This window comes from Streptomyces mirabilis (genome assembly GCF_018310535.1).
Taxonomy (GTDB): Bacteria; Actinomycetota; Actinomycetes; order Streptomycetales; family Streptomycetaceae; genus Streptomyces.
In genome coordinates this window covers 1,825,324-1,849,372 of record NZ_CP074102.1, presented here as the reverse complement: position 1 = coordinate 1,849,372, position 24,049 = coordinate 1,825,324, and the positions used below count along the sequence as shown (strand labels likewise).

The 24,049-nt window shown below is 69.3% G+C and carries 20 protein-coding genes; 11 read left to right on the top strand and 9 right to left on the bottom strand.

The genetic code is table 11. The features are described from left to right. Nucleotides 1-358 precede the first annotated feature (358 nt). On the bottom strand, nucleotides 359-589 hold the full coding sequence (locus SMIR_RS08200) for a DUF7455 domain-containing protein (RefSeq protein ID WP_075030622.1): 231 nt from the start codon (nucleotides 587-589) through the stop codon (nucleotides 359-361). Between the two features lie 441 nt (nucleotides 590-1,030). On the opposite strand from SMIR_RS08200, the gene SMIR_RS08195 reads away from it, so the two are divergent. From SMIR_RS08195 to SMIR_RS08170, 6 genes are all read left to right on the top strand, one after another. Then, nucleotides 1,031-3,154, top strand: coding sequence for a DNA gyrase/topoisomerase IV subunit B (locus SMIR_RS08195; RefSeq protein WP_168496414.1), 2,124 nt, complete (start codon nucleotides 1,031-1,033; stop codon nucleotides 3,152-3,154). A gap of 586 nt (nucleotides 3,155-3,740) precedes the next feature. Beyond that, nucleotides 3,741-4,265, top strand: coding sequence for a DUF1453 domain-containing protein (locus SMIR_RS08190; RefSeq protein WP_168496416.1), 525 nt, complete (start codon nucleotides 3,741-3,743; stop codon nucleotides 4,263-4,265). Then, nucleotides 4,262-5,413, top strand: a complete 1,152-nt coding sequence (locus SMIR_RS08185; protein WP_168496418.1) for a sensor histidine kinase — start codon at nucleotides 4,262-4,264, stop codon at nucleotides 5,411-5,413. Before SMIR_RS08190 ends, SMIR_RS08185 begins: the two co-directional genes overlap by 4 nt. Continuing rightward, the gene (locus SMIR_RS08180; protein WP_168496420.1) at nucleotides 5,410-6,093 is read left to right on the top strand and encodes a response regulator transcription factor; all 684 of its coding nucleotides are present in this window, start codon (nucleotides 5,410-5,412) and stop codon (nucleotides 6,091-6,093) included. The genes SMIR_RS08185 and SMIR_RS08180 overlap by 4 nt, the downstream gene beginning before the upstream one ends. Before the next feature lie 105 nt (nucleotides 6,094-6,198). Beyond that, nucleotides 6,199-6,687 carry a DUF485 domain-containing protein gene (locus SMIR_RS08175; protein ID WP_212726820.1) on the top strand — a complete coding sequence of 163 codons (489 nt, stop codon included), beginning with the start codon at nucleotides 6,199-6,201 and terminating at the stop codon, nucleotides 6,685-6,687. After that, nucleotides 6,684-8,276 carry a monocarboxylic acid transporter gene (locus SMIR_RS08170; protein ID WP_168496422.1) on the top strand — a complete coding sequence of 531 codons (1,593 nt, stop codon included), beginning with the start codon at nucleotides 6,684-6,686 and terminating at the stop codon, nucleotides 8,274-8,276. The genes SMIR_RS08175 and SMIR_RS08170 overlap by 4 nt, the downstream gene beginning before the upstream one ends. A gap of 109 nt (nucleotides 8,277-8,385) precedes the next feature. Here the strand turns inward: SMIR_RS08170 and SMIR_RS08165 are convergent, their stop codons facing one another. Further along, nucleotides 8,386-9,078 carry a response regulator gene (locus SMIR_RS08165; RefSeq protein WP_168496424.1) on the bottom strand — a complete coding sequence of 231 codons (693 nt, stop codon included), beginning with the start codon at nucleotides 9,076-9,078 and terminating at the stop codon, nucleotides 8,386-8,388. Nucleotides 9,079-9,239: 161 nt separating this feature from the next. Between SMIR_RS08165 and SMIR_RS08160 the strand changes: the two genes are divergently transcribed. From SMIR_RS08160 to SMIR_RS08150, 3 genes are all read left to right on the top strand, one after another. Further along, a complete protein-coding gene (locus tag SMIR_RS08160; RefSeq protein WP_054229902.1) occupies nucleotides 9,240-10,055 on the top strand; it encodes an ABC transporter ATP-binding protein in 816 nt (271 codons plus the stop codon). Then, the gene (locus tag SMIR_RS08155) at nucleotides 10,045-10,920 is read left to right on the top strand and encodes an ABC transporter permease (protein WP_168496426.1); all 876 of its coding nucleotides are present in this window, start codon (nucleotides 10,045-10,047) and stop codon (nucleotides 10,918-10,920) included. The genes SMIR_RS08160 and SMIR_RS08155 overlap by 11 nt, the downstream gene beginning before the upstream one ends. Nucleotides 10,921-11,078: 158 nt before the next feature. After that, nucleotides 11,079-12,143 carry an ABC transporter substrate-binding protein gene (locus SMIR_RS08150; RefSeq protein ID WP_168496428.1) on the top strand — a complete coding sequence of 355 codons (1,065 nt, stop codon included), beginning with the start codon at nucleotides 11,079-11,081 and terminating at the stop codon, nucleotides 12,141-12,143. 126 nt (nucleotides 12,144-12,269) lie between these two features. Here SMIR_RS08150 and SMIR_RS08145 read toward each other — a convergent pair whose 3' ends face one another. From SMIR_RS08145 to SMIR_RS08130, 4 genes are all read right to left on the bottom strand, one after another. Then, complete coding sequence (locus tag SMIR_RS08145) at nucleotides 12,270-12,950, bottom strand: response regulator (protein ID WP_168496430.1); 681 nt, start codon at nucleotides 12,948-12,950, stop codon at nucleotides 12,270-12,272. Further along, nucleotides 12,947-14,734: a sensor histidine kinase gene (locus tag SMIR_RS08140; RefSeq protein WP_168496432.1), complete on the bottom strand. Its 1,788-nt coding sequence runs from the start codon at nucleotides 14,732-14,734 to the stop codon at nucleotides 12,947-12,949. Before SMIR_RS08140 ends, SMIR_RS08145 begins: the two co-directional genes overlap by 4 nt. 119 nt (nucleotides 14,735-14,853) lie before the next feature. Then, entirely contained in the window at nucleotides 14,854-15,798 is a 945-nt protein-coding gene (locus SMIR_RS08135; RefSeq protein ID WP_168496434.1) for a ferredoxin family protein, read from the bottom strand. Between the two features lie 99 nt (nucleotides 15,799-15,897). Next, entirely contained in the window at nucleotides 15,898-17,175 is a 1,278-nt protein-coding gene (locus SMIR_RS08130; protein ID WP_168496436.1) for a citrate synthase, read from the bottom strand. Between the two features lie 98 nt (nucleotides 17,176-17,273). Between SMIR_RS08130 and SMIR_RS08125 the strand changes: the two genes are divergently transcribed. Next, nucleotides 17,274-18,467, top strand: coding sequence for a citrate synthase/methylcitrate synthase (locus tag SMIR_RS08125; RefSeq protein ID WP_168496438.1), 1,194 nt, complete (start codon nucleotides 17,274-17,276; stop codon nucleotides 18,465-18,467). 168 nt (nucleotides 18,468-18,635) lie between these two features. On the opposite strand, the gene SMIR_RS08120 is transcribed toward SMIR_RS08125, so the two are convergent. Together SMIR_RS08120 and SMIR_RS08115 are read right to left on the bottom strand one after the other, a co-directional pair. Next, the gene (locus tag SMIR_RS08120) at nucleotides 18,636-18,872 is read right to left on the bottom strand and encodes a hypothetical protein (protein ID WP_054229908.1); all 237 of its coding nucleotides are present in this window, start codon (nucleotides 18,870-18,872) and stop codon (nucleotides 18,636-18,638) included. Between the two features lie 640 nt (nucleotides 18,873-19,512). Continuing rightward, nucleotides 19,513-20,019, bottom strand: a complete 507-nt coding sequence (locus SMIR_RS08115; RefSeq protein WP_168496440.1) for a DUF6082 family protein — start codon at nucleotides 20,017-20,019, stop codon at nucleotides 19,513-19,515. Between the two features lie 353 nt (nucleotides 20,020-20,372). On the opposite strand from SMIR_RS08115, the gene SMIR_RS08110 reads away from it, so the two are divergent. Then, complete coding sequence (locus SMIR_RS08110) at nucleotides 20,373-21,482, top strand: CobW family GTP-binding protein (RefSeq protein WP_168496442.1); 1,110 nt, start codon at nucleotides 20,373-20,375, stop codon at nucleotides 21,480-21,482. A gap of 1 nt (nucleotide 21,483) precedes the next feature. Here SMIR_RS08110 and SMIR_RS08105 read toward each other — a convergent pair whose 3' ends face one another. Next, nucleotides 21,484-23,943 carry a DNA gyrase/topoisomerase IV subunit A gene (locus SMIR_RS08105; protein ID WP_168496444.1) on the bottom strand — a complete coding sequence of 820 codons (2,460 nt, stop codon included), beginning with the start codon at nucleotides 23,941-23,943 and terminating at the stop codon, nucleotides 21,484-21,486. Nucleotides 23,944-24,049 lie beyond the last annotated feature (106 nt).

Below are 24,049 nucleotides of genomic sequence, written 5' to 3'. Positions count from 1 at the left end.
GCGGAAGCGGTACGGAACGCAGCGGATCGCGGGACACGGGGCGCCGGGGTGGGGTGAATCGGTGGCGCGTGGAGGGTACGCGGGCGCGGTTCGGGCCAGTGGCGTGTGGAGGAGCGCCGGAGCGATAGGGGCCGGTGGCGCGTAGAGGTGCCCAGCAAGGGCGCGCACCGGTGGCGCATTGAAGTGCGTGAGCGCGGTCCGCGTCGCGGCCGCACGGAACCGTGCGGCCGCTCCGGGCGGTGGCGCACTGCACCGCCGGGAGGCGGTACGCATACGGGCGGTCACCCCGAGTAGCAGGGGTGACCGCCCGTACACCGGCCTATTGCCAGAGCTGGCTCGTCGTCGTTGACGCGAAGTGTCAGCGCTCTTCGTCGTTGGACGTTGCCGGGACCGACGTCAGTCGCTCCGTCTCGTCCTGTATCTCAGCGGCGATCTTCTTGAGTTCCGGCTCAAACTTGCGTCCGTGGTGGGCGCAGAAGAGCAGTTCACCGCCGCTGAGGAGGACGACGCGCAGATATGCCTGGGCGCCGCAACGGTCGCAGCGGTCAGCGGCCGTCAGCGGGCTCGCGGGGGTCAGAACAGTAGTCACGTCGCCTCTTCTCTAGCTCGACGAGCTGTCGTACCAGGGTCAACATCCAACCAGGCCGAAAACGTTCCCGCTCGTGGCTTTTCCTCGAAAAATTCTTCCGGGGCGGCTGTCTGCTGCCGGGTGGCGGCGAATGAGCCGTATTACGTGTCTTTGTGTCTTACGGGTTCGCGCTGTCTGTCAGGGTCAAGTCCTCCCCGGCTGGCTTGCCGGTTGTTCATGAGGACGTGCCCGGAGCCTAAATGGTTCATGCCTCGAAGGGAACGTGATATGTACTTCACTCCATCGAGGGATCGAACACCCATGCGAGCCTGGACTAGTCTGAGTTCATGCGAGGGTGGCGTTACAACGGCTCTACCAGGCCTCGGTACCCTCTGAGCGGAGACCGAAGCCGGCCCCTTACCCAAAAGGGTCCCATCTGAAATTCAGCGAGGAGCGAACCGCGTGACCGCCGACACGTCCGTGCCGTCCACAGCGTTGCTGACCGGAGCAGACCGGGACGGTTCCAACTACACCGCGCGGCACCTGCTCGTCCTCGAGGGGCTCGAGGCCGTACGCAAGCGCCCCGGCATGTACATCGGCTCGACCGACAGCCGCGGTCTTATGCACTGCCTGTGGGAGATCATCGACAACTCCGTGGACGAGGCCCTCGGGGGCTACTGTGACCACATTGAGGTGATCCTGCACGACGACGCCTCGGTGGAGGTGCGAGACAACGGCCGCGGCATCCCGGTCGACGTGGAGCCCAAGACCGGCATGTCGGGCGTCGAGGTCGTGATGACCAAGCTGCACGCGGGCGGCAAGTTCGGAGGCGGCTCGTACGCGGCCTCCGGCGGTCTGCACGGCGTGGGCGCCTCCGTGGTGAACGCGCTCTCCGCCCGTCTGGACGTCGAGGTGGACCGCGGTGGCCACACCCATGCCGTGAGTTTCCGTCGCGGCACTCCGGGAGCGTTCAAGGCGGACGGTCCCGAGGCCGCCTTCGACGCGACCAGCGGGCTGCGCAAGCTGAAGCGGATCCCCAAGACACGCACCGGCACGCGCGTGCGCTACTGGGCCGACCGCCAGATCTTCCTCAAGGACGCCAAGCTCTCCCTGGAGAACCTGCACCAGCGCGCCCGCCAGACCGCGTTCCTGGTGCCCGGCCTGACCATCGTCGTCCGTGACGAATACGGGCTCGGAGAGGGCGGCAGCAAGGGTGAGGAGTCCTTCCGCTTCGACGGCGGCATCAGCGAGTTCTGCGAGTACCTGGCCATCGACAAGCCCGTCTGCGACGTCCTCCGCTTCTCCGGGCAGGGCACCTTCAAGGAGACCGTCCCGGTCCTCGACGACCACGGGCAGATGACGCCCACCGAGGTCACCCGTGAGCTCGGCGTCGACGTGGCGTTGCGCTGGGGTACCGGCTACGACACGAACCTCAAGTCGTTCGTGAACATCATCGCCACGCCCAAGGGCGGCACCCACGTCGCCGGCTTCGAACAGGCCGTCGCCAAGACGATGAACGAGGTGCTGCGGGCCAAGAAGCTGCTGCGGGTCGCCGAGGACGACATCGTCAAGGACGACGCCCTGGAGGGCCTGACCGCCGTCGTCACCGTGCGCCTCGCGGAGCCGCAGTTCGAGGGCCAGACCAAGGAGGTCCTCGGCACCTCGGCGGCCCGCCGGATCGTGACGAACGTGGTCTCCAACGAACTCAAGGCCTTCCTGACCACCACGAAGCGGGACGCGGCCGCGCAGGCCCGGGTCGTGATGGAGAAGGCCGTCGCCGCCGCGCGTACGCGGATCGCGGCCCGCCAGCACAAGGACGCGCAGCGTCGGAAGACCGCCCTCGAGTCCTCCTCGCTGCCCGCCAAGCTCGCGGACTGCCGCAGCGACGACGTCGAGCGCAGCGAGCTGTTCATCGTCGAGGGAGACTCCGCGCTCGGCACCGCCAAGCTGGCCAGGAACTCCGAGTTCCAGGCGCTGCTGCCGATTCGCGGCAAGATCCTCAACGTCCAGAAGGCGTCCGTCACGGACATGCTCAAGAACGCCGAGTGCGGCGCGATCATCCAGGTCATAGGGGCCGGGTCGGGGCGGACGTTCGACATCGACGCGGCGCGGTACGGGAAGATCATCCTGCTCGTCGACGCCGACGTCGACGGGGCGCACATCCGGATTCTGCTGCTGACGCTGTTCCAGCGGTACATGCGGCCGATGGTCGAGGCGGGGCGGGTGTTCGCGGCGGTGCCGCCGCTGCACCGCATCGAGCTGAGCCAGCCCAAGAAGGGCCAGGACAAGTACGTCTACACGTACTCGGACCGTGAGCTGCGCGAGACGCTGCTGGAGCTGCAGCGCAAGAACGTGCGCTACAAGGACTCGATCCAGCGTTACAAGGGTCTTGGCGAGATGGACGCCGATCAGCTGGCGGAGACGACGATGGACCCGCGCCACCGGACGCTGCGGCGGATCAACATCTCCGACCTGGAGGCGTCCGAGCAGGTGTTTGACCTGCTGATGGGGAACGATGTCGCTCCTCGTAAGGAGTTCATCTCCAGCTCTGCGGCGACGCTGGATAGGTCGCGTATCGACGCGTAGGCGCTGCGCTGGTCGGTGCCGGTGCCGGTGCCGGTGCCGGTGCCGGTGCCGGGTGTTTGTGGTGGGTCGGGGCCGTGGCGGTGCGTCGAGCCCGTCGCCGCTGGATCAGGCGTGGGCCGGGTATGGGAGCCGCTGCTCGATCCGGGCGTAAGCGACGGGCTTGCGACGCACCGCCACGGCCCCTTCCGTGGGAGGGCCGGCTGCGGGTGGGTGGAGGCTGGTCGCGCAGTTCCCGCGCCCCTCAAGGGGCGCTGCGCGCATTTTCAGCAGTCCGGCGTTCGAGGACGAAGCCGTTCAGGCCGATGCGGGGGTGTGGGGGCGGAGCCCCCGAGTGGGGATGATGGGGGTCCCCCCTGCTCGAGCGAAGCCGAGAGCTTGGGGGAGGGTAGGGGCGGCGAGGGCGAGAACCGCGGTTGGTGGGTGCGGGCCGTGGGGGCTCCACCCGTGGGTGGAGGGGTGAGGTGGGTGCGGATCCACCCACGATCCACCCCGGCTCCGATCTGCTGAGCTGCCGATTTCCGTAGCGTCGAAGGCGTCGACAGCGCTTGCTGTCGGCACCCGCTCTTCCTCGCCCACGGAGGTCGTGATGTCCGGGCTCGTCAATGCCTTGGTGATCCTCGCCGTAGTCGTGCTGGTCGTCGCGCGCCAATTCCGTACGCGCAGGATCAGCACGGACAGGCGGTGGTGGATCGTGCCCGCGGTCCTGGCCGTGATCGCTCTGCGGGAGCCGGGCCTGATCGACATCCACCATCGGACCGAGGCGATTCTGCTGCTGGGGGCAGAGCTGTTCATCGGGCTGGCCACCGGAGCCGCGTGGGGGTGGACGACACGGATATGGGCGGAGCCGGACGGCTCGGTGTGGAGCAAGAGCACCAAGGCCAGCGCGGCCGTCTGGGGTGTGGGCATAGCCCTGCGGCTGGGACTGTTCGGAATCGGCACCTTGTTGGGCGTCCATCAGGACAGCTCCGCCCTGCTGCTCGCCCTCGCGGCCACTCTGCTGGTCCGCTCCGGGATCCTGGCCTGGCGCTCTCGGTCTCTGCACCCGACCGTCGTGCAGGCGACGGCGTACGGTGACGACGTGCCCCAGGGCTCGTGGAAGGAGCGCGTGTGACGGAGAACGCTTTGAAGCGCTGGCCCTCCCGCGAGGCGCTGTCCCGAGCCGGAGTGGCCAAGCCCAGGCGCGCGCTCGCCTGGGCCGCGCGCCTCTTCGCCCTCGGCCTGCTCCTGTGGACGACCTTCACGAGCGGCCATCTGGGCGCCTGGAAGATCACGGCGGGCGTTTTGGGGGTCCTCGTCTGCGGGCTGGCGGCGTGGGCCTTCTGGCGGACGACGCTCGAACACCGTCTGCTGCCGTCTCTGGCGCTGCTCGCCCTGCTGCTCGTGATCGCGACGGTGGGAGTGAGCACGGGCTTCCGGGTGCCGGCCATCGTCCTGTGGTGCGGGTGCGCCATCAGCGCCATAGAGAGGCTGCCTCTCGCGGCGGCACTGCCTGCCACCTCCTTGGCACTGAGCGCGTTCGCGGCGGTCAACAACGACGTCTGGCTGACCACGGCGGCCACCGCCGGGGGTCTCGCCCTGGCCGGATACGTGCTGCGCCTCGACGCGGAGGCCCGCGGCAGTGCCCAGCGGTTGCTCGCTCAGGAGCGGGCGGCTCGTGTGGCCGAGGCGGAGTCCGCGGCGCTCGCGGAGCGGGCCAGGATCGCGCGGGAGATCCATGACGTCCTGGCGCACAGTCTCTCGGCGCAGATGGTGCATCTGGAGGCGGCCCGGCTGCTGATCGAGCGGGGCGCCGACCGGGAGCAGATCATCGAGCGGGTGGTGGCGGCACGTGGGATGGCCCGTGAAGGGCTTGCCGAGACCCGGCAGGCGCTCTCCGCCCTTCGGGGGGAGATGTCCCCGGTGGAGGACTTCCTGAGCGAACTGGTCGCCACGGTGGACGGCGCCGACATCACCGTTGCGGGTGAACGGCAGCCGCTGCCCGCCGAGGCCTCGCAAGCGGTGCGCAGGGTGGCGCAGGAAGCCCTGACGAACGTCCGCAAGCATGCGCCGGGCGCCAAGGTCCATATGCGGCTCGAGTACGGCGAGCACGAAGTGACCCTGGGCGTACGGGACTCGGGAGGACCGCCGGGCGAACTCAGCGGTGCGGGGGCCGGGTACGGTCTGCTGGGCATGCGGGAGCGTGCCGAGCTGCTGGGTGGCTCGTTGGAGGCCGGGCCGGACGAGGAGGGGTTCGTGGTGACGCTGAGGGTGCCCGTATGACGGAGGAGGAGACCAGGAAGCCGGCTCGGGTCGTGGTGGCGGACGACCAGACCGTGGTGCGCGAAGGCATTGTGATGCTGCTGGGCCTGCTGCCGGGGATCGACGTCGTGGGTGCGGCCGGGGACGGCCACGAGGCCGTGGCACTTGTGGCCGAGCTCGCCCCGGACGTCGTGCTGATGGACCTGCGCATGCCGCGCTGCGACGGCGTCGAGGCGACCCGGCGCATTCGCGCCGAGCACCCGGGGACGCAGGTCGTCGTGCTCACCACGTACGCGGACGACGAGTCGCTGTTCCCCGCGCTCAGAGCGGGAGCCCGTGGCTATCTCACCAAGGACGCGGGTGGCGACGAGATCGTGCGCGCGGTGGAAAGCGTGCTGTCGGGGGACGCGGGACTCTCGCCGAGCATTCAACGGCGATTGTTGGAGCGGCTGTCGGAACCGGCGCCCGCGGCCGATGTGCCCGTGGAGCCGCCCGATGGGCTCACCACGCGGGAGACCGAGGTGCTGCTGCTGATCGCCGACGGCCTCACCAATCAGGAGATCGCCCGCAGGCTGCACGTCTCCACGGCCACTGTGAAGACCCACATCAACAACCTCTTCGCCAAGACGGGCCTCAAGGATCGTGCTCAGGCAGTGCGTTATGCCTTTGGGAAGGGTCTCGTACGGCCACCGACGGGATGAGTCACCTGATGGGGTGAAGAGCGCGGAGAGAAGAGTCCGGGATCTTCCCGATCTGTCCATCCTTGGGCACGCGGCCGAAAAAGGGTCGCGGACAAGGAGAGTTCGGTGGAGAAGCACGACGGTCGCGATACCGGGGAGGTCCGGTTCGATGACCCCTGGTACGACGCGCTCGCGTCCGGCTGGGGTGAGTTGGACGGCACGGGCGCGCCCGCTCCTGCCGTGCCGTCCGCGCGCCCGGAGCACGAAGGGCTCACGGGCAGGACGGCCGACGTCTATCTGGAGGTGCAGCGCAGTGCGGCCTTCCAGGAGGTGCGCAGCCGGTACCGGAGGTTCGTGGTGCCGGGCGTTGCCGCGTTCTTCACCTGGTACGTGGGCTATGTGGTGACGGCGACGACGGCGCCCGGGTTCATGGCCAGGCCCGTCGCCGGCGCGGTGAACGTGGCGATGGTGGCGGGGCTCGGGCAGTTCCTCAGCACGTTTCTGTTCACGTGGGCGTACGCGCGGCATGCGCGGCTGCGCAGGGACCGGGCCGCGCTCGATCTGCGCTGGGACACCCAGGAGCTGACCCGGAGCGTCAGAGGTGGTGAGCGGTGACCGGCAGCCATCAGACGCTGGCGTTGCTGCTGTTCAGCGCATTCGTGGCGGTGACGCTGGGGATCACGACGTGGGTGAGTCGCAACCGGCACGGGTCGGCCGAGGAGTTCTATGCCGGCGGCCGGTTGTTCTCGCCGATGGAGAATGGTTTTGCCATTTCGGGTGACTACATGTCGGCGGCGTCGTTCCTGGGGGTCACGGGGCTCATCTCGCTCTACGGCTACGACGGGCTGCTGTACGTCGTCGGGTTTCTCGTCGCCTGGCTGGTCGTCCTGTTCCTGGTCGCCGAACTGGTGCGCAACTGCGGGCGGTTCACTCTCGCCGACGTCGTCGCGGCCCGGATGAACGAACGGCCGGTGCGGATCGCGGCGGGAACCTCTTCGGTGACCGTGTCCGTTCTGTATCTGGTGGCGCAGATGGTGGGGGCGGGCAGCCTGGTCGCGCTACTGCTGGGAGGCTCGAGCGAGGCGGCGCGGAACTGGACGGTGATCGGTGTCGGCGCACTCATGGTGATCTATGTGTCGCTGGGAGGGATGCGGGCCACCACGTGGATTCAGATCGTCAAGGCGGTCCTGTTGCTGAGCGGTTCCATCGCCTTGACCGTGCTCGTCCTGGTGAGGTTCCACGGGGACGTGAATGAGTTGCTGCGTTCCGCGGCGGAGCGCAGCGGGCATGGTGACGCGTTTCTCGCACCCGGGTTGAAATACGGCGGGGACTGGACGGCGCGCTTCGACTTCATCAGCCTGGGGCTCGCGCTGGTGCTCGGTACGGCCGGGCTGCCGCACATCCTGGCGCGTTTCTACACCGTGCCCACGGCACGGGCCGCGCGGCGCTCGGTGGTCTGGTCGATCGGGCTCATAGGGGGTTTCTACCTGATGACGATCGTGCTGGGCTTCGGCGCGGCGGCGATCGTCGGCCCGGAGGCGGTGCGGGGAGCGAACGCGGCGGGCAACACGGCGGTTCCGCTGCTCGCGCTTGATCTGGGCGGCGGTGCGAACTCCGCGGGAGGAACGGTTCTCTTTGCTGTCGTCGCGGCCATTGCCTTCGCAACGATCCTCGCGGTCGTCGCCGGGATCACCCTGGCGTCCTCGGCGTCCGTGGCCCACGACCTCTATGCCTCGCTGCGCCGCCGGCATGTGAAGCCCCGCAGCGAGGTCACCGTGGCGCGTACGGCGGCGGTGGGGATCGGGGTGGTCGCGATCGCGCTCGGGCTGCTGGCCCGCGACCTGAACGTGGCCTTCCTGGTGGGCCTTGCCTTCGCGGTCGCCGCCTCCGCGAACCTGCCGGTGCTGTTGTACTCGCTGTTCTGGCGGAGTTTCACGACCCGCGGTGCCGTGTGGGCCGTATACGGCGGATTGGTGCCCGCGCTGTTGCTCGTCCTGCTGTCGCCGGTGGTGTCGGGGAGTCCCGATTCGCTGTTCCCGAGCGTGGACTTCCAGTACTTCCCGTTGCAGAACCCCGGCCTGGTGTCGATTCCGCTCGGCTTCCTGTCGGGCTGGCTGGGCACGGTCACGTCCGCGGAGCCGCCGGACGAGGCCAAGCACGCGGAGACCGAGGTGCGGTCGCTGACAGGTGCTGGGGCGGTCTGAGGCAGCTCCGGTGAGTGCCCGGGGGGCGCCTTCAGCTAGCGGGGGCGCCCCCAGCGACGTACGGCCCAGCGGCGTACGTCGTGCGCCGGGGTGATCCAAACGGCAAGCCCTAGGGCGCCACCCAGGCGTACCGGTGTTCCGGGCGGCCCGTGTCGCCGTACCTGAGCGAGAGGCGCAGCCGTCCGGCCTGTTCGAGGTGGCGCAGATAGCGCTGGGCGGTGGAGCGGCTGAGCCCGGTCTCGGCCGCGACCTCGTGGGCCGACAGCGGCTGGTTCGCACGGTGGAGGACACCGCAGATCAGGTCCGTGGTGGGTTCCGAGTGGCCGCTGGGCAGCCCCGGCGACGACGGGACGGGCGTGGTGCGCAGGGCGCTGAAGATCCGGTCGACCTGCTCCTGACCCGCCACGCCGCGCCCGCCGACCCGGTCGACGGTGCGCCGCAGGGCCGCGTACGAGTCGAGGCGGGTGCGCAGCGCGGCGAAGGTGAACGGCTTGACCAGATAGTGCAGGGCGCCCAGGCGCATCGCGGCCTGCACGGTCGTCACATCGCTGGCCGCGGTGATCATGATGACGTCGGTACCGTGGCCGCGTTCGCGCATGCGGTGCACCAGTTCGAGGCCCGTCTGGTCGGGCAGATAGTGGTCGAGCAGTACCAGGTCGACGGGCGCGCGCTCCACGGCGGCCAGGGCCTGGGCAGCGCTGTGCGCGCGGGCGGCCACCCGGAATCCGGGAACCTTCCCCACGTACTTCGCGTTGATCTCAGCGACGCGGAAGTCGTCGTCCACGACCAGGACGTCAATCATCGGGCCTCTTTCTCTCAAGGCCTGGCGAGCGTTAAGCCCGTGTTTCGGCTCCGCTGTTGTAGCGCGAGCAAAACGAGCACAACAGACTCTTGCAAGCATAAGAAGGCCTTGCGCCCAGAAGACTGATGCTGTGGCCCGCGCCACATCTACGGTCCCGGGCCATGAGCGCAGACACCAGCCCCGCCATTGAGCTGCGGGGCGCGAGCAAGATCTTCAAGACCCCGTCAGGGGGTCTTCACACGGCGGTCAGGGAGCTCGATCTGACCATCGGCCGTGGCGAGTTCGTGGCCGTCGTCGGCCCCACCGGCTGCGGGAAGTCCACCACCCTGACCCTGGTGAGCGGTCTGGAGGAGCCCACCGAGGGCGAGGTCCTGGTGGCCGGCGAGCCGGTCGCGGGCGTGGGCGACAAGGTCGGCTTCGTCTTCCAGCAGGACGCCACCTTCCCCTGGCGCACGGTCCTGTCCAACGTCATGGCCGGCCCGCGTTTTCGCGGTGTTCCCAAGACGGAGGCCAAGCAGCGGGCCCGCGAATGGCTGGCCAGGGTCGGACTGTCGGCCTTCGAGGACCGCTACCCGCACCAGCTCTCCGGCGGTCAGCGCAAGCGCGTCGCCCTCGCCGCGACCTTCGTCAACGACCCCGAGATCCTGCTGATGGACGAGCCGTTCTCGGCGCTCGACGTGCAGACCAGGGCCCTGATGTCGGACGAGCTGCTGGAGCTGTGGGAGGGCACGGGAGCCTCGGTCGTCTTCGTCACCCACGACCTGGAGGAGTCCATCGCGCTCGCCGACAAGGTCGTCGTGATGACCGCGGGCCCCGCCACCGTGAAGCAGGTCTTCGACATCGATCTGCCGAGGCCGCGCAAGGTCGAATCGGTGCGCCTGGAGCCACGGTTCATCGAGATCTACCGCGAGATCTGGGAGTCCCTCGGTGAAGAGGTCCGCATCACCCGAGAGAGGGGCGCCGCGAATGTCGCCTGACGTCATGCCCGAGACCGTCGTCGCGGCGACCGCCACCGAGCCCGCCAAGCCGGGACGCGCCCACTCCCGTGCCCGTGCGGCCCGCAGACGCAGGATCATCGTCGCCGCCGTCCGTGCGGTGCTCCTGGTCGCCGTGCTCGGCCTGTGGGAGGTGTTCGCACGCGCCAAGATCATCGACCCGTTCAACTTCTCCATGCCGTCGAAGATCTGGGACCAGGTCTACACCTGGGTGACCCACGGGACGGCGCTCGGCTCACTCGGCGAGCAGATCTGGTACACGCTCCACGAGGCACTGCTCGGCTGGGTCATCGGAGTCGTGGCCGGCGTGGTCTTCGGTATCGCGCTGGGACGCATCGCCTTCCTCGCCGATGTCCTTGGTCCATACATCAAGGTGCTCAACTCCATACCCAGGATCGTCCTCGCGCCGATCTTCGTGATCTGGTTCGGGCTCGGACCGGCCTCCAAGGTCGCCTCGGCCGTGGTCCTGGTCTTCTTCCCGGTTTTCTTCAATGCGTTCCAGGGCGCCCGTGAGGTCGACCGCAACCTCGTCGCCAACGCCCGGATCCTGGGGGCGAGCGACCGCCGGGTGACGCTTCAGGTCGTCATCCCCTCGGCCACCTCGTGGATCTTCACCAGCCTTCATGTCAGCTTCGGCTTCGCCCTCATCGGTGCGATCGTCGGCGAGTACATCGGCGCCACCAAGGGCATCGGTCTGCTCGTCGCCCAGTCCCAGGGCACCTTCAACGCGGCCGGTGTGTACGCCGCGATGGTCATCCTCGCCGTCGTCGCCCTGCTGGCCGAAGGGCTGCTCACCTTCGCCGAGCGCCGCATCTTCCGCTGGAAGCCGTCCGACTCCGAGAGCTGATCGGCAGACAACACCCGCCCAGGGAGCCGGATTTCCTCTCAGAGCTCTCCAAGGTCCCCGATTTCCTTTCGGCGCTCTCCAGGGTGCCCCTTTTCCGCTCAACGCTCCCCAAGGCACCCCTTTTCCCGCATTGCATTCTCACAAGGACGTGACCCATCATGCGCAAGACCGCCAGATACTCCGCGCTGGCAGCCGCCGGTCTGCTCGCCCTCTCCTCGCTCACCGCCTGCGCCAACGACGCGGCCTCCACCACCGCCGACTCCGGCAGCAACGGGGGCGGAGGCAAGGGGGAGCACGTCAAGATCATGGTCGGTGGCCTGGACAAGGTCATCTACATGCCGGCGATGCTCACGCAGCGGCTCGGCTACTTCAACGACGAGGGTTTGAATGTCGAACTCCTGAGTGAGCCGGCCGGTGTGCAGGCGGAGACCGCACTCGTGTCCGGGCAGGTCCAGGGAGCCGTCGGCTTCTACGACCACACCCTCGACCTGCAGACCAAGGGCAAGGCCGTGGAGTCCGTCGTGCAGTTCTCGCACGCGCCCGGCGAGGTGGAGATCGTCTCCAACAAGCGCGCGGACGACATCACCTCGCCCAAGGACTTCAAGGGCAAGAAGCTCGGCGTCACCGGGCTCGGTTCCTCCACCGACTTCCTCACCAAGTACCTCGCGGTCAAGAACGGTGTGAAGGTCAGCGAGTTCGCGCCGGTCGCCGTGGGTGCCGGTCCGACCTTCGTCTCGGCGCTCCAGAAGGGGGCCATCGACGGCGGCATGACGACGGACCCGACCGTCGCCACGGTCCTGCAGAAGGGCCTCGGCAAGGTGCTCATCGACATGCGCACGCCGAGTGGATCGCAGGAGGCGCTCGGCGGCCCGTATCCCTCGTCCAGCCTCTACATGCAGACGGACTGGGTGAACAGCCACAAGGAGACGGTCCAGAAGCTGGCCAACGCCTTCGTGAAGACCCTCAAGTGGATGTCCACGCACAGCGCCTCCGAGATCGCCGCCAAGATGCCCGCCGACTACTCCCAGGGCAACAAGACGCTCTACGCGACCGCCATCCAGAGCACGCTGCCGATGTTCACCAAGGACGGCGTGATGCCCGCAGACGGCCCCGAGACCGTCGAGAAGGTGCTCAAGGCGTTCAACCCCAACATCAAGAACGCCAAGGTGGACCTGAGCAAGACGTACACCACGGAGTTCGTGAAGAAGGCCGTCACTGGCTGAGGCAGAAGGCCACCAAGGCCACCACTGGCGGAGAAGCGAAGGCCGCCACCGGCCCAGAGCGGGGCGCGGCCTCTTCCCCCGCCCCGTGGCCGCGTCTTCAGGATCTTCCCCTCTTCGGTCGTGCCCTCAGGCGCGGGTCGCCCAGACGTAGCGATGCTCCGGGCGGCCCGCGTCGCCGTATTTGAGGGTCAGCCTGGCCCGTCCCGTGCGCTCCAGGAGCTTCAGATAGCGCTGGGCGGTCTGCCGGCTCAGTCCGGTCTCCTCGGCGATCTCCTGGGCCGACAGCGGCCCCTCAGCGGTCACCAGGGCCCTCCGGACGAGCTCCGCGGTCGGGGGAGAGTGTCCTTTGGGCAGGTTCGGCTCCGCACTCGCCGACAGGGCGCCGAAAATCCGGTCCACCTGGGCCTGCTCGGCCTCGCCGCCGCCGTCGAGCGTGCGGCGCAGATCCGCGTAAGCCTCCAGCTTGGCGCGCAGGCCCGCGAAGGCGAACGGCTTGACCAGGTACTGGAGGGCGCCCTGCCGCATGGCCGCCTGGACGGTCGAGATGTCGCGGGCCGCGGTCACCATGATGACGTCGGTCTGGTGGCCACGCCGCCGCATCTCCTGGACGACCGCGAGGCCCGTCTCGTCGGGCAGGTAGTGGTCCATCAGGACCAGGTCCAGGTGGGGCAGCGTCTCCATCCGGTGCAGCGCCTCGGCGGCGCTGTGCGCCTCGCCGGCGACACGGAAGCCGGGCACCTTGCCGACGTACGCGGCGTTGACCCGCGCAACCCGCGTGTCGTCGTCCACGACCAGGACCTCGATCATCGCGACTCCTCCTCGGCGGTCGTGGTGCCCATGCTGTCCTGGGAGAACGCGTCCGGCTGTCGTACGAGTTCCGGTGCGGGCCCGCGGCCGGGTTCGCCCTCCGGGCCCGGCACGAGACCTTCCGTCGGCACGAGACCTTCCGTCGGCCCGAGACCTTCCGTCGGCCCGAGACCGGCCTCCGTGAGCGCTTCCGGCAGGACGACCGTGAACTCCGCGCCCCCTCCGTCGGCCTCCGCCGCCTCCGCACTGCCTCCTTGCCGCTCAGCGAGCCGACGCACCAGGGAGAGCCCGAGTCCGCGTTTGCCGTGCGCGGGTGGCTTCTTGGTGGACCACCCGTCGGTGAAGATCAGCTCCCGCCGCTCCGCCGGAATTCCCGGCCCGGTGTCCCGTACGCGCAGCACGGCCGTGCGTCCCTCGGCGCGCAATTCGACCTCCACACGCGCGTGCGGGGTGCCCGCGACGGCGTCGAGTGCGTTGTCGACCAGATTACCCACGACGGTGACCAGCCCCCGCGGGTCGACCAGCCGGTCGGGCAGCCGGGTCCCGTCCGCGACCCAGAGAGCCACCCCGCGCTCGGCCGCCACCGTGGCCTTGCCGACCAGCAGGGCGGCCAGCAACGGATCGTGGATCTTTTCGGTGACCTGCTCCGCGGTGACCCTGTGGTCGCCGACCACCTCGCCGACGAACTCCACGGCGTCGTCGTACATCTCCAGTTCGAGCAGCCCCAGCACCGTGTGCATCCGGTTGGCGTGCTCGTGGTCCTGCGCGCGCAGGGCGTCGATCAGACCGCGGGTCGAGTCGAGTTCACGGCCCAGCTGCTCCAGTTCCGTGCGGTCGCGCAGGGTGGCCACGGCGCCGCCGTCGTCGGTCGGCATGCGGTTGGCGACCAGGACGCGCTGACCACGCACCGTCAGCAGATCCGTGCCAGTGACCCGTCCGGCCAGCACATCGGTCGTGCGGCCCGGCCCGAGCGCGTCGTCGAGCGGCTGCCCGATGGCCTCCGCGTCCAGCCCGAGCAGGCGCTGCGCCTCGTCGTTGAGGAGCCGTACGCGGCCGACACGGTCCAGGGCGATGACGCCCTCCCGAATGCCGTGCAGCATCGCCTCGCGCTCCGCGAGCAACGCCGAGATGTCGGAGAAGGCCAGGTCACGGGTCTGCCGCTGGACCCGTCGGGAGAGCAGGTACGCGGCGAATGCGCCGACGGCCAGAGCCCCGCCCGCGTACGCGAGGAGTCCCGGGATCGCGTGGATCAGCCGGGCGCGCACACTGTCGTACTTGATGCCCACCGAGACCGCGCCGATGATGTGCCCGTCTGCGTCGCGCAGCGGTACCTTGCCGCGGGCCGAGCGCCCCAGCGTGCCGGTGTCGATCTCCATGACGTCCTTGCCGGCCAGGGCCTGGCTGGGGTTGGTCGAGACGACCCCGCCGATCTGTGAGGTGTCCTTGTGCGACCAGCGCACCCAGTGCGTGTTCATCACCACGACGTAGTCGGCCCCGCTGGCCTTGCGGATCCGTTCCGCGGCGACCTGTACGGGGCCCTTCACGGACGGCAGGGTCGTCTGCATGTCCCTGGCGATCTGCGGCTGTGCGGCCGTGGTCTGCGCGATCGCGAGCGCCCGGCGCATGGCCTCGTCGTCGAGCTGGGCGCTGAGCGGGGCGAGGAACAGCCCCGTCGCGAGCACGGCGACCCCGGCGGCTATCGCCACCTGCATCAGCAGTACCTGCGAGAACGCCCGCCGCGGCAGACCGAGGCGCAGTCGTCGTGCGGGGGGAGTGGGGCTCATACCCATGACGGTACGGGGGAGCGCGCGCCGGGCCGAAGGGAGTGTGGCGTGGATCTCTCGCGTGGCGTGTGGGGAAGCCGTGGTCGGCGGGTACGGGCCGGCCCGCTCAGGAGTCTTGGTCAGCAGGCTACGGGGATCGCGGCCCGGGGCATCTCCCGTACGGCGACCACGTCCATCCGGGCCGGGGAGCCCAGCGCCGAGCCGCAGCTCTCCGGGCGGGGCGGCAGTGAGGCGCCCTGCGCGACGATGACGCGCCACAGGCGCCCGTCGGTGTGGGCGACGGTCACCTCCCAGCGCGGCGCCACGCCGTCCGTGCGGACGACGCCGAGGGCTTCCGCGGCGTGCTCTCCGCAGGCCCTGCGCACGGCCAGCTCCGCCGCCTGCCCGGGCCGCTCCCACGCCGAGTTGCCGCGGCAGCCCTCCGTGACGACGCGGCCCTCCCGCACGCCCTGGAGGATCTCCTTGACCGCGTGGGCCTCGGCCCGCCCATAGGCGTATCCGAACGGCAGGACGAGCAGGGTCGGCGAGAAGCGGTGACCGCCGAGGTGGGTGACCTCCCACGCGCCCGCCACGCCAGAGGCGGCGAGTTCCGCCGCGAGGGGCCGGCCCAGGAGGGCGCAGCAGCGGTCGCGCTTGCCGTTGGTGCAGACGAGCGCGAGCGGGTCGCCCGTGTGGCGCCGACCCTGGAGAGCCGCGTCGAAGGTGCGGGGGTCTCCCTTGCCGAGCGCGGTGAAGTCCAGGTCGAGCAACCGCTCAGGAGCGCACGTCGTGGCGCTGTGCAGCCATACGTTGCCCGGGGTGGTGTGAGCCGCGTACACCTGGCGCTCGGCGGGCGTACCGCAGTCGGCGTGCCGCCCGGGGCGGCGGATGAGCGCGATCCGCACCCCGGTGTCCTGGGCTGCGGCTTCGAGCGCGCGGCCGAGTGCCGGGTCCAGGTGGCTCGACGTGAGCGCCTTGGCACCCCAGGGGCCCGGCTGTTCGAGGAGCAGCCATGTCCTCGCGGTCGCCGCGGTCCCCGCGAGGGGCTCGTCGAGGTCCCGGGACGCGGTCGTGCACGTACTCACAGAGGTGAGCCTAACCTGACTTCGCCCGGGGCGACTTCCGACCGTGCGTATGGGGGCGCACTTTGGGCGCATTCGGAGCGCTGTGGGGCGCTCCGGGGCTCACTCGGGGAGTGGCTGCGGCGGCCGCGCTCCTACGTAGTGGCCGCTCGGGCGCATGCGCAGCGGGCGTTCCTCGTACTCCTCCAGGGTGTGGGCGATCCATCCCGCTGTTCGGGCGACGGCGAAAACAGTCTCCCCGGCGGAGGCGGACATGCCGGAGGAGACCGTGAGGACGGCCAGCGCCAGGTCGACGTTGGCGTGCAGGGGAGTGTGCCGGGCGGTGGTGGTCACGATGTCCTGGGCCGCCGCCAGGGCGGGCGCCGCGCCTGGGACCTCCTCCAGGAGGGCGAACAGGGCACGCGCGCGTGGGTCCTCGCCGGTGTAGAGCCGGTGGCCGAGCCCGGGGACGCGGCGTCCGGCGCGCAGCTCGTCGGCGACCACGGGGGCCGCGGTGCCCCGGTCGAGGACGTCGAGGAGCAGCCGGTGGGCGAGGCCGCTGGCCGCGCCGTGCAGAGGGCCTTCGAGCACACCGAGGCCCGCCGAGACGGCGGCATACGGGTGTGCCCGTGCCGAGGCGGCGACCCGCACCGCGAGAGTCGAGGCGGCCAGGTCGTGGTCGACGAGCAGGCCGAGTGCCGTGTCCAGCACTCGAAGTGACGCCTGGTCGGGAGTCCGGCCGGTGAGGCGTCCCCACAGCCGGTGAGCCAGCGGGCCTTCGTCGCGGTGGTCGCGACGCAGGGGCGGGAGGGCGGCGACGAGGGTGGGGATGAGGGTGCGCGCGGTGCCGAGGACGGCGCTCTCCGAGAGGTCGAAGCGCAGTGGATCGGCGGCCGAGGCGGCGATCGCGGCGACCCGGAGCCGGTCCGTGGGACCGCTGTGCTCGGGCAGCGCGTCCACGGCGCGGCGAGCGGCGGTGACGGACGTCTCCGGGGCGGTGAACGTGACGCCGGGGCGCAGCTCTCCGGTCCACAGCCATTCGGCGATCTCTTCGTAGGAGTGACGCGCGGCCAGTTCGGTCGCGTCGACGCCTCGGTAGTAGTACCGGTCCTTGTCGATGAGAGTGATGCGGGTACGGACGGACAGCTCGCCGCCTGTGCTCGAACTCCCGCTGGAGTCACGCCTGTTGCGCCGAGCGAGCGCCTCCACGTCCTTGGCGTCGAAGGTGCTGCCGCGACCTCCGGGGTCGCGTCGGCTGCTGAGCTGACCGCGGCTCACATATGCGTACACGGTCTCGGGCTTCACGCCGAGCAGCTCGGCGGCCTCCCTGGTGCTGAGCCGCCGGCCTCCGCGGCCTCCAGGTCCTTCGTGTGTCGACCCTGCCGGTTCCTGATCCCTCATGGACGCCACCGTATCCGTGTATCGGCATATTGATCCAATCAATATTGACACGGATCCAGTCAAGCATGGACAGTCGAATCAAGTTCAGGGAGGAAAGCATGCCGATCAACCGGGCCGCTACCGCACCGTCCATCACCCCTGTCGACGTACCGAGAGGACTCTCGGGTGTCGTCGTCACCGACACCGCGCTGGGTGACGTCAGGGGGCGGGAGGGCTTCTACCACTACCGCCAGTACTCGGCCGTCGAGCTCGCGCAGACCCGCGGGTTCGAGGATGTCTGGCATCTACTGGTCCACGGTGAACTGCCGGACGTGGCGCGCGGTGCCGCCTTCGCCGCGCGGACCGCGGCACTGCGTGGGCTGCCGGACGAGGTGCGCACGGCGCTGCCGGCGATCGCCGCGGCGACCGGACCGTCCGGACCGCTCGCGGGACTGCGGACCGCGTTGTCGCTGCTCGGCGCGTCGTTGGGGTTCCGGCCGGTGTACGACATCGACGTCGACCGGCGTCGCGCGGACACGCTCGCGGCGTGCGCGGCCGTGCCGACACTGCTCACCGCGCTGTATCGGCTCGGGCGGGGGCTGGAGCCGGTGGAACCGCGTGACGACCTGCCGTACGCCGCGAACTACCTCTACATGCTGACGGGCTCGGAGCCGGACCCTGCTCGGGCCCGGGCGGTGGAGCAGTACTTGATATCAACCATTGATCACGGATTCAATGCGTCAACCTTTACCGCGCGGGTGGTCGCGTCGACCGGGGCGGACGTGGCCGCGTGCCTGGTGGGTGCGGTCGGGGCGCTGTCGGGCCCGCTGCACGGCGGTGCGCCGAGCCGGGCCCTGGACACCCTCGATGCGATCGGCACTTCCGACCGCATCGACCCCTGGATCCGTGAACGAGTCCTCGCGGGCGATCGCATCATGGGCTTCGGACACGCGGTGTACCGCACCGAGGACCCCCGCTCCCGCATGCTCCGCGGTATCGCCCAGCAGTTCGGTGGTTCTCTGGTCGATTTCGCCGTCGAGGTCGAACACCGGGTGGAGGCGATCCTGGCCGAGCTGAAGCCCGGCCGCGAACTCCACACCAACGTGGAGTTCTACGCGGGCGTGGTCATGGAACTGTGCGGTCTCCCGCGGGAGATGTTCACCCCCACCTTCGCCGCGGCCCGCGTCGTCGGCTGGAGCGCCAACGTCCTGGAACAGGCGGAGGACCCGAAGATCATCCGTCCGGCGGCACGGTATGTGGGGCCGGTTCCGCCGGTGCCGGTGCCGGAACCGGCGGAACCGGTGGCCGGCTGACGCGATCCAGTGTCGTGACACGTGAAGGGCCCGGCATCACGTCGATGCCGGGCCTGGACGTCGTGGCCCAAGGGGTACCGGGCGGAACTCCGACCTTCGGCTGCCCGCGATCGGTTCCTGGAGCCGTGCCTGGATCAATCCCTGGATCGATTCCTGGCGGCGGTGACGTCAAGCATCAGGGATGTCCTTCTTCGCGCGGAGCAGGGTCTCGCGCGTGATGATGACGATCCGCTCATAGTCGGCTCGTGCGGCGTCGGGCGGAAGCTCGGGGTCGAGTTCCTTGGTGGCCTCGCGCCCAATGACAGCGAAGCTGCCGTCACTGAGTTCGAAGATGTCGGGGCACGACTGACCAGTGGCGCTGCCGCGCTCGCGTGGTGTAGCCCCGACACGTCGCACGATTTTCACGGAGTGGTACCAACCTTATGGCTCGGACTGATGGGTGCCTCCGAGCTGTGGGGTCCTCGGAGCGTGCCTGTCTCCGAGCGGAGATGTTCGTCGGAGGCAGCAAGGTGTCTCCGAGCGCAGGGGTGTTCGTCGGAGTGGAGTGGCCGGAAATCTGGCCAGGCGACAACATAGCGGCTTCTGTTGCCCATGGTGCGCAAAGCAACGACAAGCAGTCGGCGATTTCTGCATCTCCTCTTGACGACACCTGGCATTGGGGTGATGGGTGCGCATCGGGGCTACGGTCGGCGCACCTCCCGCGCGCGGGGTGTCCGGGCCGCGTCGCCGCCGGATGCGTGGTGGCCTCCGGAGCTATGGCCGACGCCGGAACACCTTTTCCACGGTGCTGCAGATGCGTGCCAGGACGCGATACGCGTAGCCCCGTTGGTCGGCGTCGGGGGCTCAGGCAGGCGACCGGTACGGCTCCGAGCGCAGAGATGTTCGTCGGAGTGGCCGGATGTCTGGCCGGGCGACAATATGGCGGCTTCTGTTGCCCATGGTGCGCAAAGCAACAGCAAACGGTCGAGTGTAGGTCTGCGCCTCCCTTGAAGGGGGTGCGAGGGTCGTGTGCGGGGCGCGCGAGGGTGGCGGACGGCGCCAGCGGTCACGGCGATTCTTCGTCGGGCTCTCCCACGACCCACCATTCGTCGGTGTCGGAATCAGTCTGATCCTGTATCAGGCTGTCCATCATCCGGCCCAGTTCGGCCTCTTCGGAGGAGTCGGGCAGGCTCTTGCGGTGGTGCTCCGTCGCCACCCAGTACGCCCGGAAGATCTGGTTCTGGCACATGATGCGGAAGTGGCCGTGCAGCTCCGCACGCGTCAGGGCCCCGATCCGGTGGAAGTACAGGGCGTTGATGTAGAGCGCGTTGGCGAAGAGGTACTGCCGCTGCTCCTCGGAGGTGATCTCCGTCTCGTACGTGTTCAGGACCGCGGCGAGGGCGGGATCGTCCATGGCCTTGCACAGTAGATCGAAATGGAGCCGGTGCTGCTCGGTGAGCACGGCGCGCCTGCGCTGCCGTGAGCTGCGTTCCGCGACGGCGTTGGCCGCGAGGGCGAGCTTGGCCCAGGCATCTGAGCCAAGCCTCCGTATCGCGGAATTCTGTGTGGCCATGTCAACCCCCGAATCAGGCGACCGTTCCGCCGGTCGTCGGTTGTGGGGCGACAGGGAGCGGACCGGCGAGCGGTGGGCGGCGCGCTTGCCGTCTCCCAGTTTTGCCGAGCGGCTCTGATCGGCGGGGAGGCGGAGAGGAGGCGCACGGAGGGAAGTGCGGGTCGCGTGTACCGGCGCCATGCCCAACGTGTGCCCCGCGAGCGCCGCTAACAATCGTTCACTTCGCGGGGATTCCTCCCACTCGTATCCTTGGTCGGCAGCCATTCTCCGTACGAGCGCCGGTCCACGAGCCGTCCTCGTCCAAGAGCCGGTTCATGAGCCGGTGCACGCGTCGGTGTGAAAGAGGTCGCCCGTTGAGCCAGCCCAGCCCGCAGCAGGTCCCGGTCGTCGTCCTCGCCGGGTTTCTCGGCTCGGGCAAGACCACCCTGCTCAACCACCTCCTGCACCGCAGCGGAGGCAGCCGCATCGGCGCCGTCGTCAACGACTTCGGGGCGATCGAGATCGACGCGATGGCCGTGGCCGGGGTGCTGGGGGACTCCACCGTCTCGCTGGGGAACGGATGCCTGTGCTGCGCCGTCGACGCCAGTGAGCTCGACGAGTATCTCGAGCGGCTGACCCGTCCCTCGGCCCGTGTCGACGTCATCGTCATCGAGGCGAGCGGCCTCGCCGAGCCCCAGGAGCTCGTGCGGATGGTGCTGGCCAGTGAGCATCCGCGGATCGTCTACGGCGGGCTCGTCGAGGTGGTCGACGCGGCCGAGTTCGACGGTACGCGCGAGAGGCATCCCGAGATCGACCGGCATCTCGCCCTCGCCGATCTCGTCGTCGTCAACAAGATCGACCGCGCCGACGACGGCGAGCGCGTGCTGCGCGCCGTACGCGAACTCGTCGACCGGGCCGCCGTCGTGCCCGCCACCTACGGCCGCGTCGACCCCGAGTTCCTCTTCGACTGCAGGCCGAGCGAGGAGCGCATCGGGCAGCTGTCCTTCGACGACCTCCACCGGCACAACGAGAGCGACCCCCAGGGGCGCCACCACCACCTGCACTCCGCCTACGAATCCCTCTCCTTCAGCTCCGAAGTGCCGCTCGGTCCGCGGGAGTTGATGGACTTCCTCGACAGCAGGCCCGAGGGGCTCTACCGCATCAAGGGCTATGTCGATTTCGGCGTCCAGGACCGGGACAACCGGTACGCCGTGCATGCCGTCGGGCGGTTTCTGCGCTTCTACCCGGAGCCCTGGGCCTCCGCCGAGGCGCGGATCACCCAGCTCGTGCTGATCGGCTCCGGCATCGACACCGCGGCACTGACCAAGGAGTTGGAGGCGTGCAAAGAGGACGCCCCACACGCCGACGAACACAGCATGTGGGGCGTCCTCCGCTACGTGCAGGACAGACACGTCCAGGACCGCTACATCCAGGACAGCCACGTACAGGACGAGGAGCCCGACGGTCTCGAAGAGACCGGTTGATCTACACCGGGCCCGCCACCACCGACACCGTCTTCGCCAGCGACACTCCCGAGCCGTCACGGCGCGGGTCGATCTCCGGCAGCTCGGCCGGTGTGCCGTTCTTCTGCGCGGCGCGCGCCGGAACCGCGCCCGCCCAGGCCAGCGAGAGGCAGTCCTCGCCCTTCAGGAACCGCTGGCAGCGCACGCCACCCGTGGCGCGGCCCTTGCGCGGGTACTGGTCGAAGGGCGTCAGCTTGGCCGTGGTCTGGACGGAGTCGTCCAGCGTGCCGCGCGAGCCCGCCACCGTGAAGACCACCGCGTCCACCGCAGGGTCGACCGCGGTGAAGGAGATCACCTTCGCGCCCTCGGTGAGCTTGATGCCCGTCATGCCGCCGGCCGCCCGGCCCTGCGGGCGGACCTGCGAGGCCTGGTAGCGCAGCAGCTGGGCGTCGTCGGTGATGAAGACCAGGTCCTCCTCGCCGGTGCGCAGCTCGACCGCTCCGACGATTTTGTCGCCGTCCTTGAGGGTGATGACCTCCAACTCCTCCTTGTTCGAGGGGTAGTCGGGGACCACACGCTTCACGACGCCCTGTTCGGTGCCGATCGCCAGGCCGGGCGAGGACTCGTCGAGGGTCGTCAGACAGACCACCGTGTCGTCCGGCTCCAGGGAGGACAGGAACTCCGCGATCGGCGCGCCTCCGGAGAGGTTGGGCGCCGACGCCGTCTCCGGTAGTTGTGGCAGGTCGATCACGTTCAGCCGGAGCAGGCGGCCCGAGGACGTGACCGCCCCGATCTCGCCGCGGGCCGTCGCCGGCACCGCGGAGACGATCAGATCGTGCTTGGTGCGCTTGGCGTCCTCGGCCTCCCCGAAGGGGTCGCCATTGGCCGTACGTGCCAGCAGACCCGTCGAGGACAGCAGCACCCGGCACGGGTCGTCGGCCACCTGGAGCGAGACCGTCGCGGTGGGGGTGCCCGCGGACTCCAGAAGCACCGTGCGCCGGTCGGTGCCGAACTTCTTGGCGACCGCGGCCAGTTCTCCGGAGACCAGTTTGCGCAGCTCGGCGTCCGAGTCCAGGATGCCGGTCAGCTCGTCGATCTCGCCGTTGAGCCGGTCGCGCTCCGACTCCAGCTCGATGCGGTCGAACCGGGTCAGGCGGCGCAGCGGCGTGTCCAGGATGTACTGCGTCTGGATCTCGGAGAGGGAGAAGTGCTCGATCAGGCGCTCCTTCGCCTGCGCCGAGTTGTCGCTGGAGCGGATGAGGCGGATGACCTCGTCGATGTCCAGGAGGGCGACGAGGAGGCCCTCGACCAGGTGGAGACGGTCGCGCTTCTTGCTGCGGCGGAACTCACTGCGGCGGCGCACCACGTTGAAGCGGTGGTCGAGATAGACCTCGAGGAGCTCCTTGAGGCCCAGGGTGAGCGGCTGACCGTCCACCAGCGCCACGTTGTTGATGCCGAAGGACTCCTCCATCGGCGTCAGCTTGTAGAGCTGCTCCAGGACCGCTTCCGGCACGAAGCCGTTCTTGATCTCGATGACCAGGCGCAGTCCGTGCGAACGGTCGGTGAGGTCCTTCACATCGGCGATGCCCTGGAGCTTCTTGGCGTTGACCAGGTCCTTGATCTTGGTGATCACCTTCTCCGGGCCGACGGTGAAGGGCAGTTCGGTGACGACGAGGCCCTTACGGCGCGCTGTGACGTCCTCCACCGACACCGTGGCGCGGATCTTGAAGGTGCCGCGGCCCGACTCGTAGGCGTCCCTGATCCCGGTCAGGCCGACGATCCGGCCGCCCGTGGGCAGATCGGGACCCGGTACGTACTTCATCAGCGTGTCCAGGTCGGCGCCCGGATAGCGGATCAGGTGACGGGCGGCCGCGATGACCTCGCCGAGGTTGTGCGGCGGCATGTTCGTCGCCATACCGACGGCGATCCCGGACGAGCCGTTGACCAGCAGGTTCGGGTACGCCGCCGGGAGGACGTCGGGCTCCTGCTCCTGACCGTCGTAGTTCGGCGCGAAATCGACCGTGTCCTCGTCGATGGACTCGGTCATCAGTGACGTGGCGTCGGCCATCCGGCACTCGGTGTAACGCATGGCGGCCGGCGGGTCGTCGTTGCCGAGCGAGCCGAAGTTGCCGTGGCCGTCGACCAGCGGCAGGCGCATGGAGAAGGGCTGGGCCAGCCGCACCAGCGCGTCGTAGATCGACGCGTCGCCGTGCGGGTGGAGCTTACCCATGACCTCGCCGACGACACGGGCGCACTTCACATAGCCGCGGTCGGGGCGCAGCCCCATCTCGTTCATCTGGTACACGATGCGGCGGTGCACGGGCTTGAGGCCGTCACGGGCATCCGGCAGGGCTCGCGAATAGATGACCGAGTACGCGTATTCGAGGAAGGAGCCCTGCATCTCGTCCACGACGTCGATGTCGAGGATCTTCTCCTCGTACGAGTCTTCGGGCGGCGGGGTCTTCGTGCTGCGGCGGGCCATCGCTGCTGCGGCTCCTTCACAGTCTCTGCCGGGGCATGAACGGGTTCTGACGCGCACCATTGTGGACCGCCGCACTGACAACGCGGACCGCGACCCGTCCGTAGAG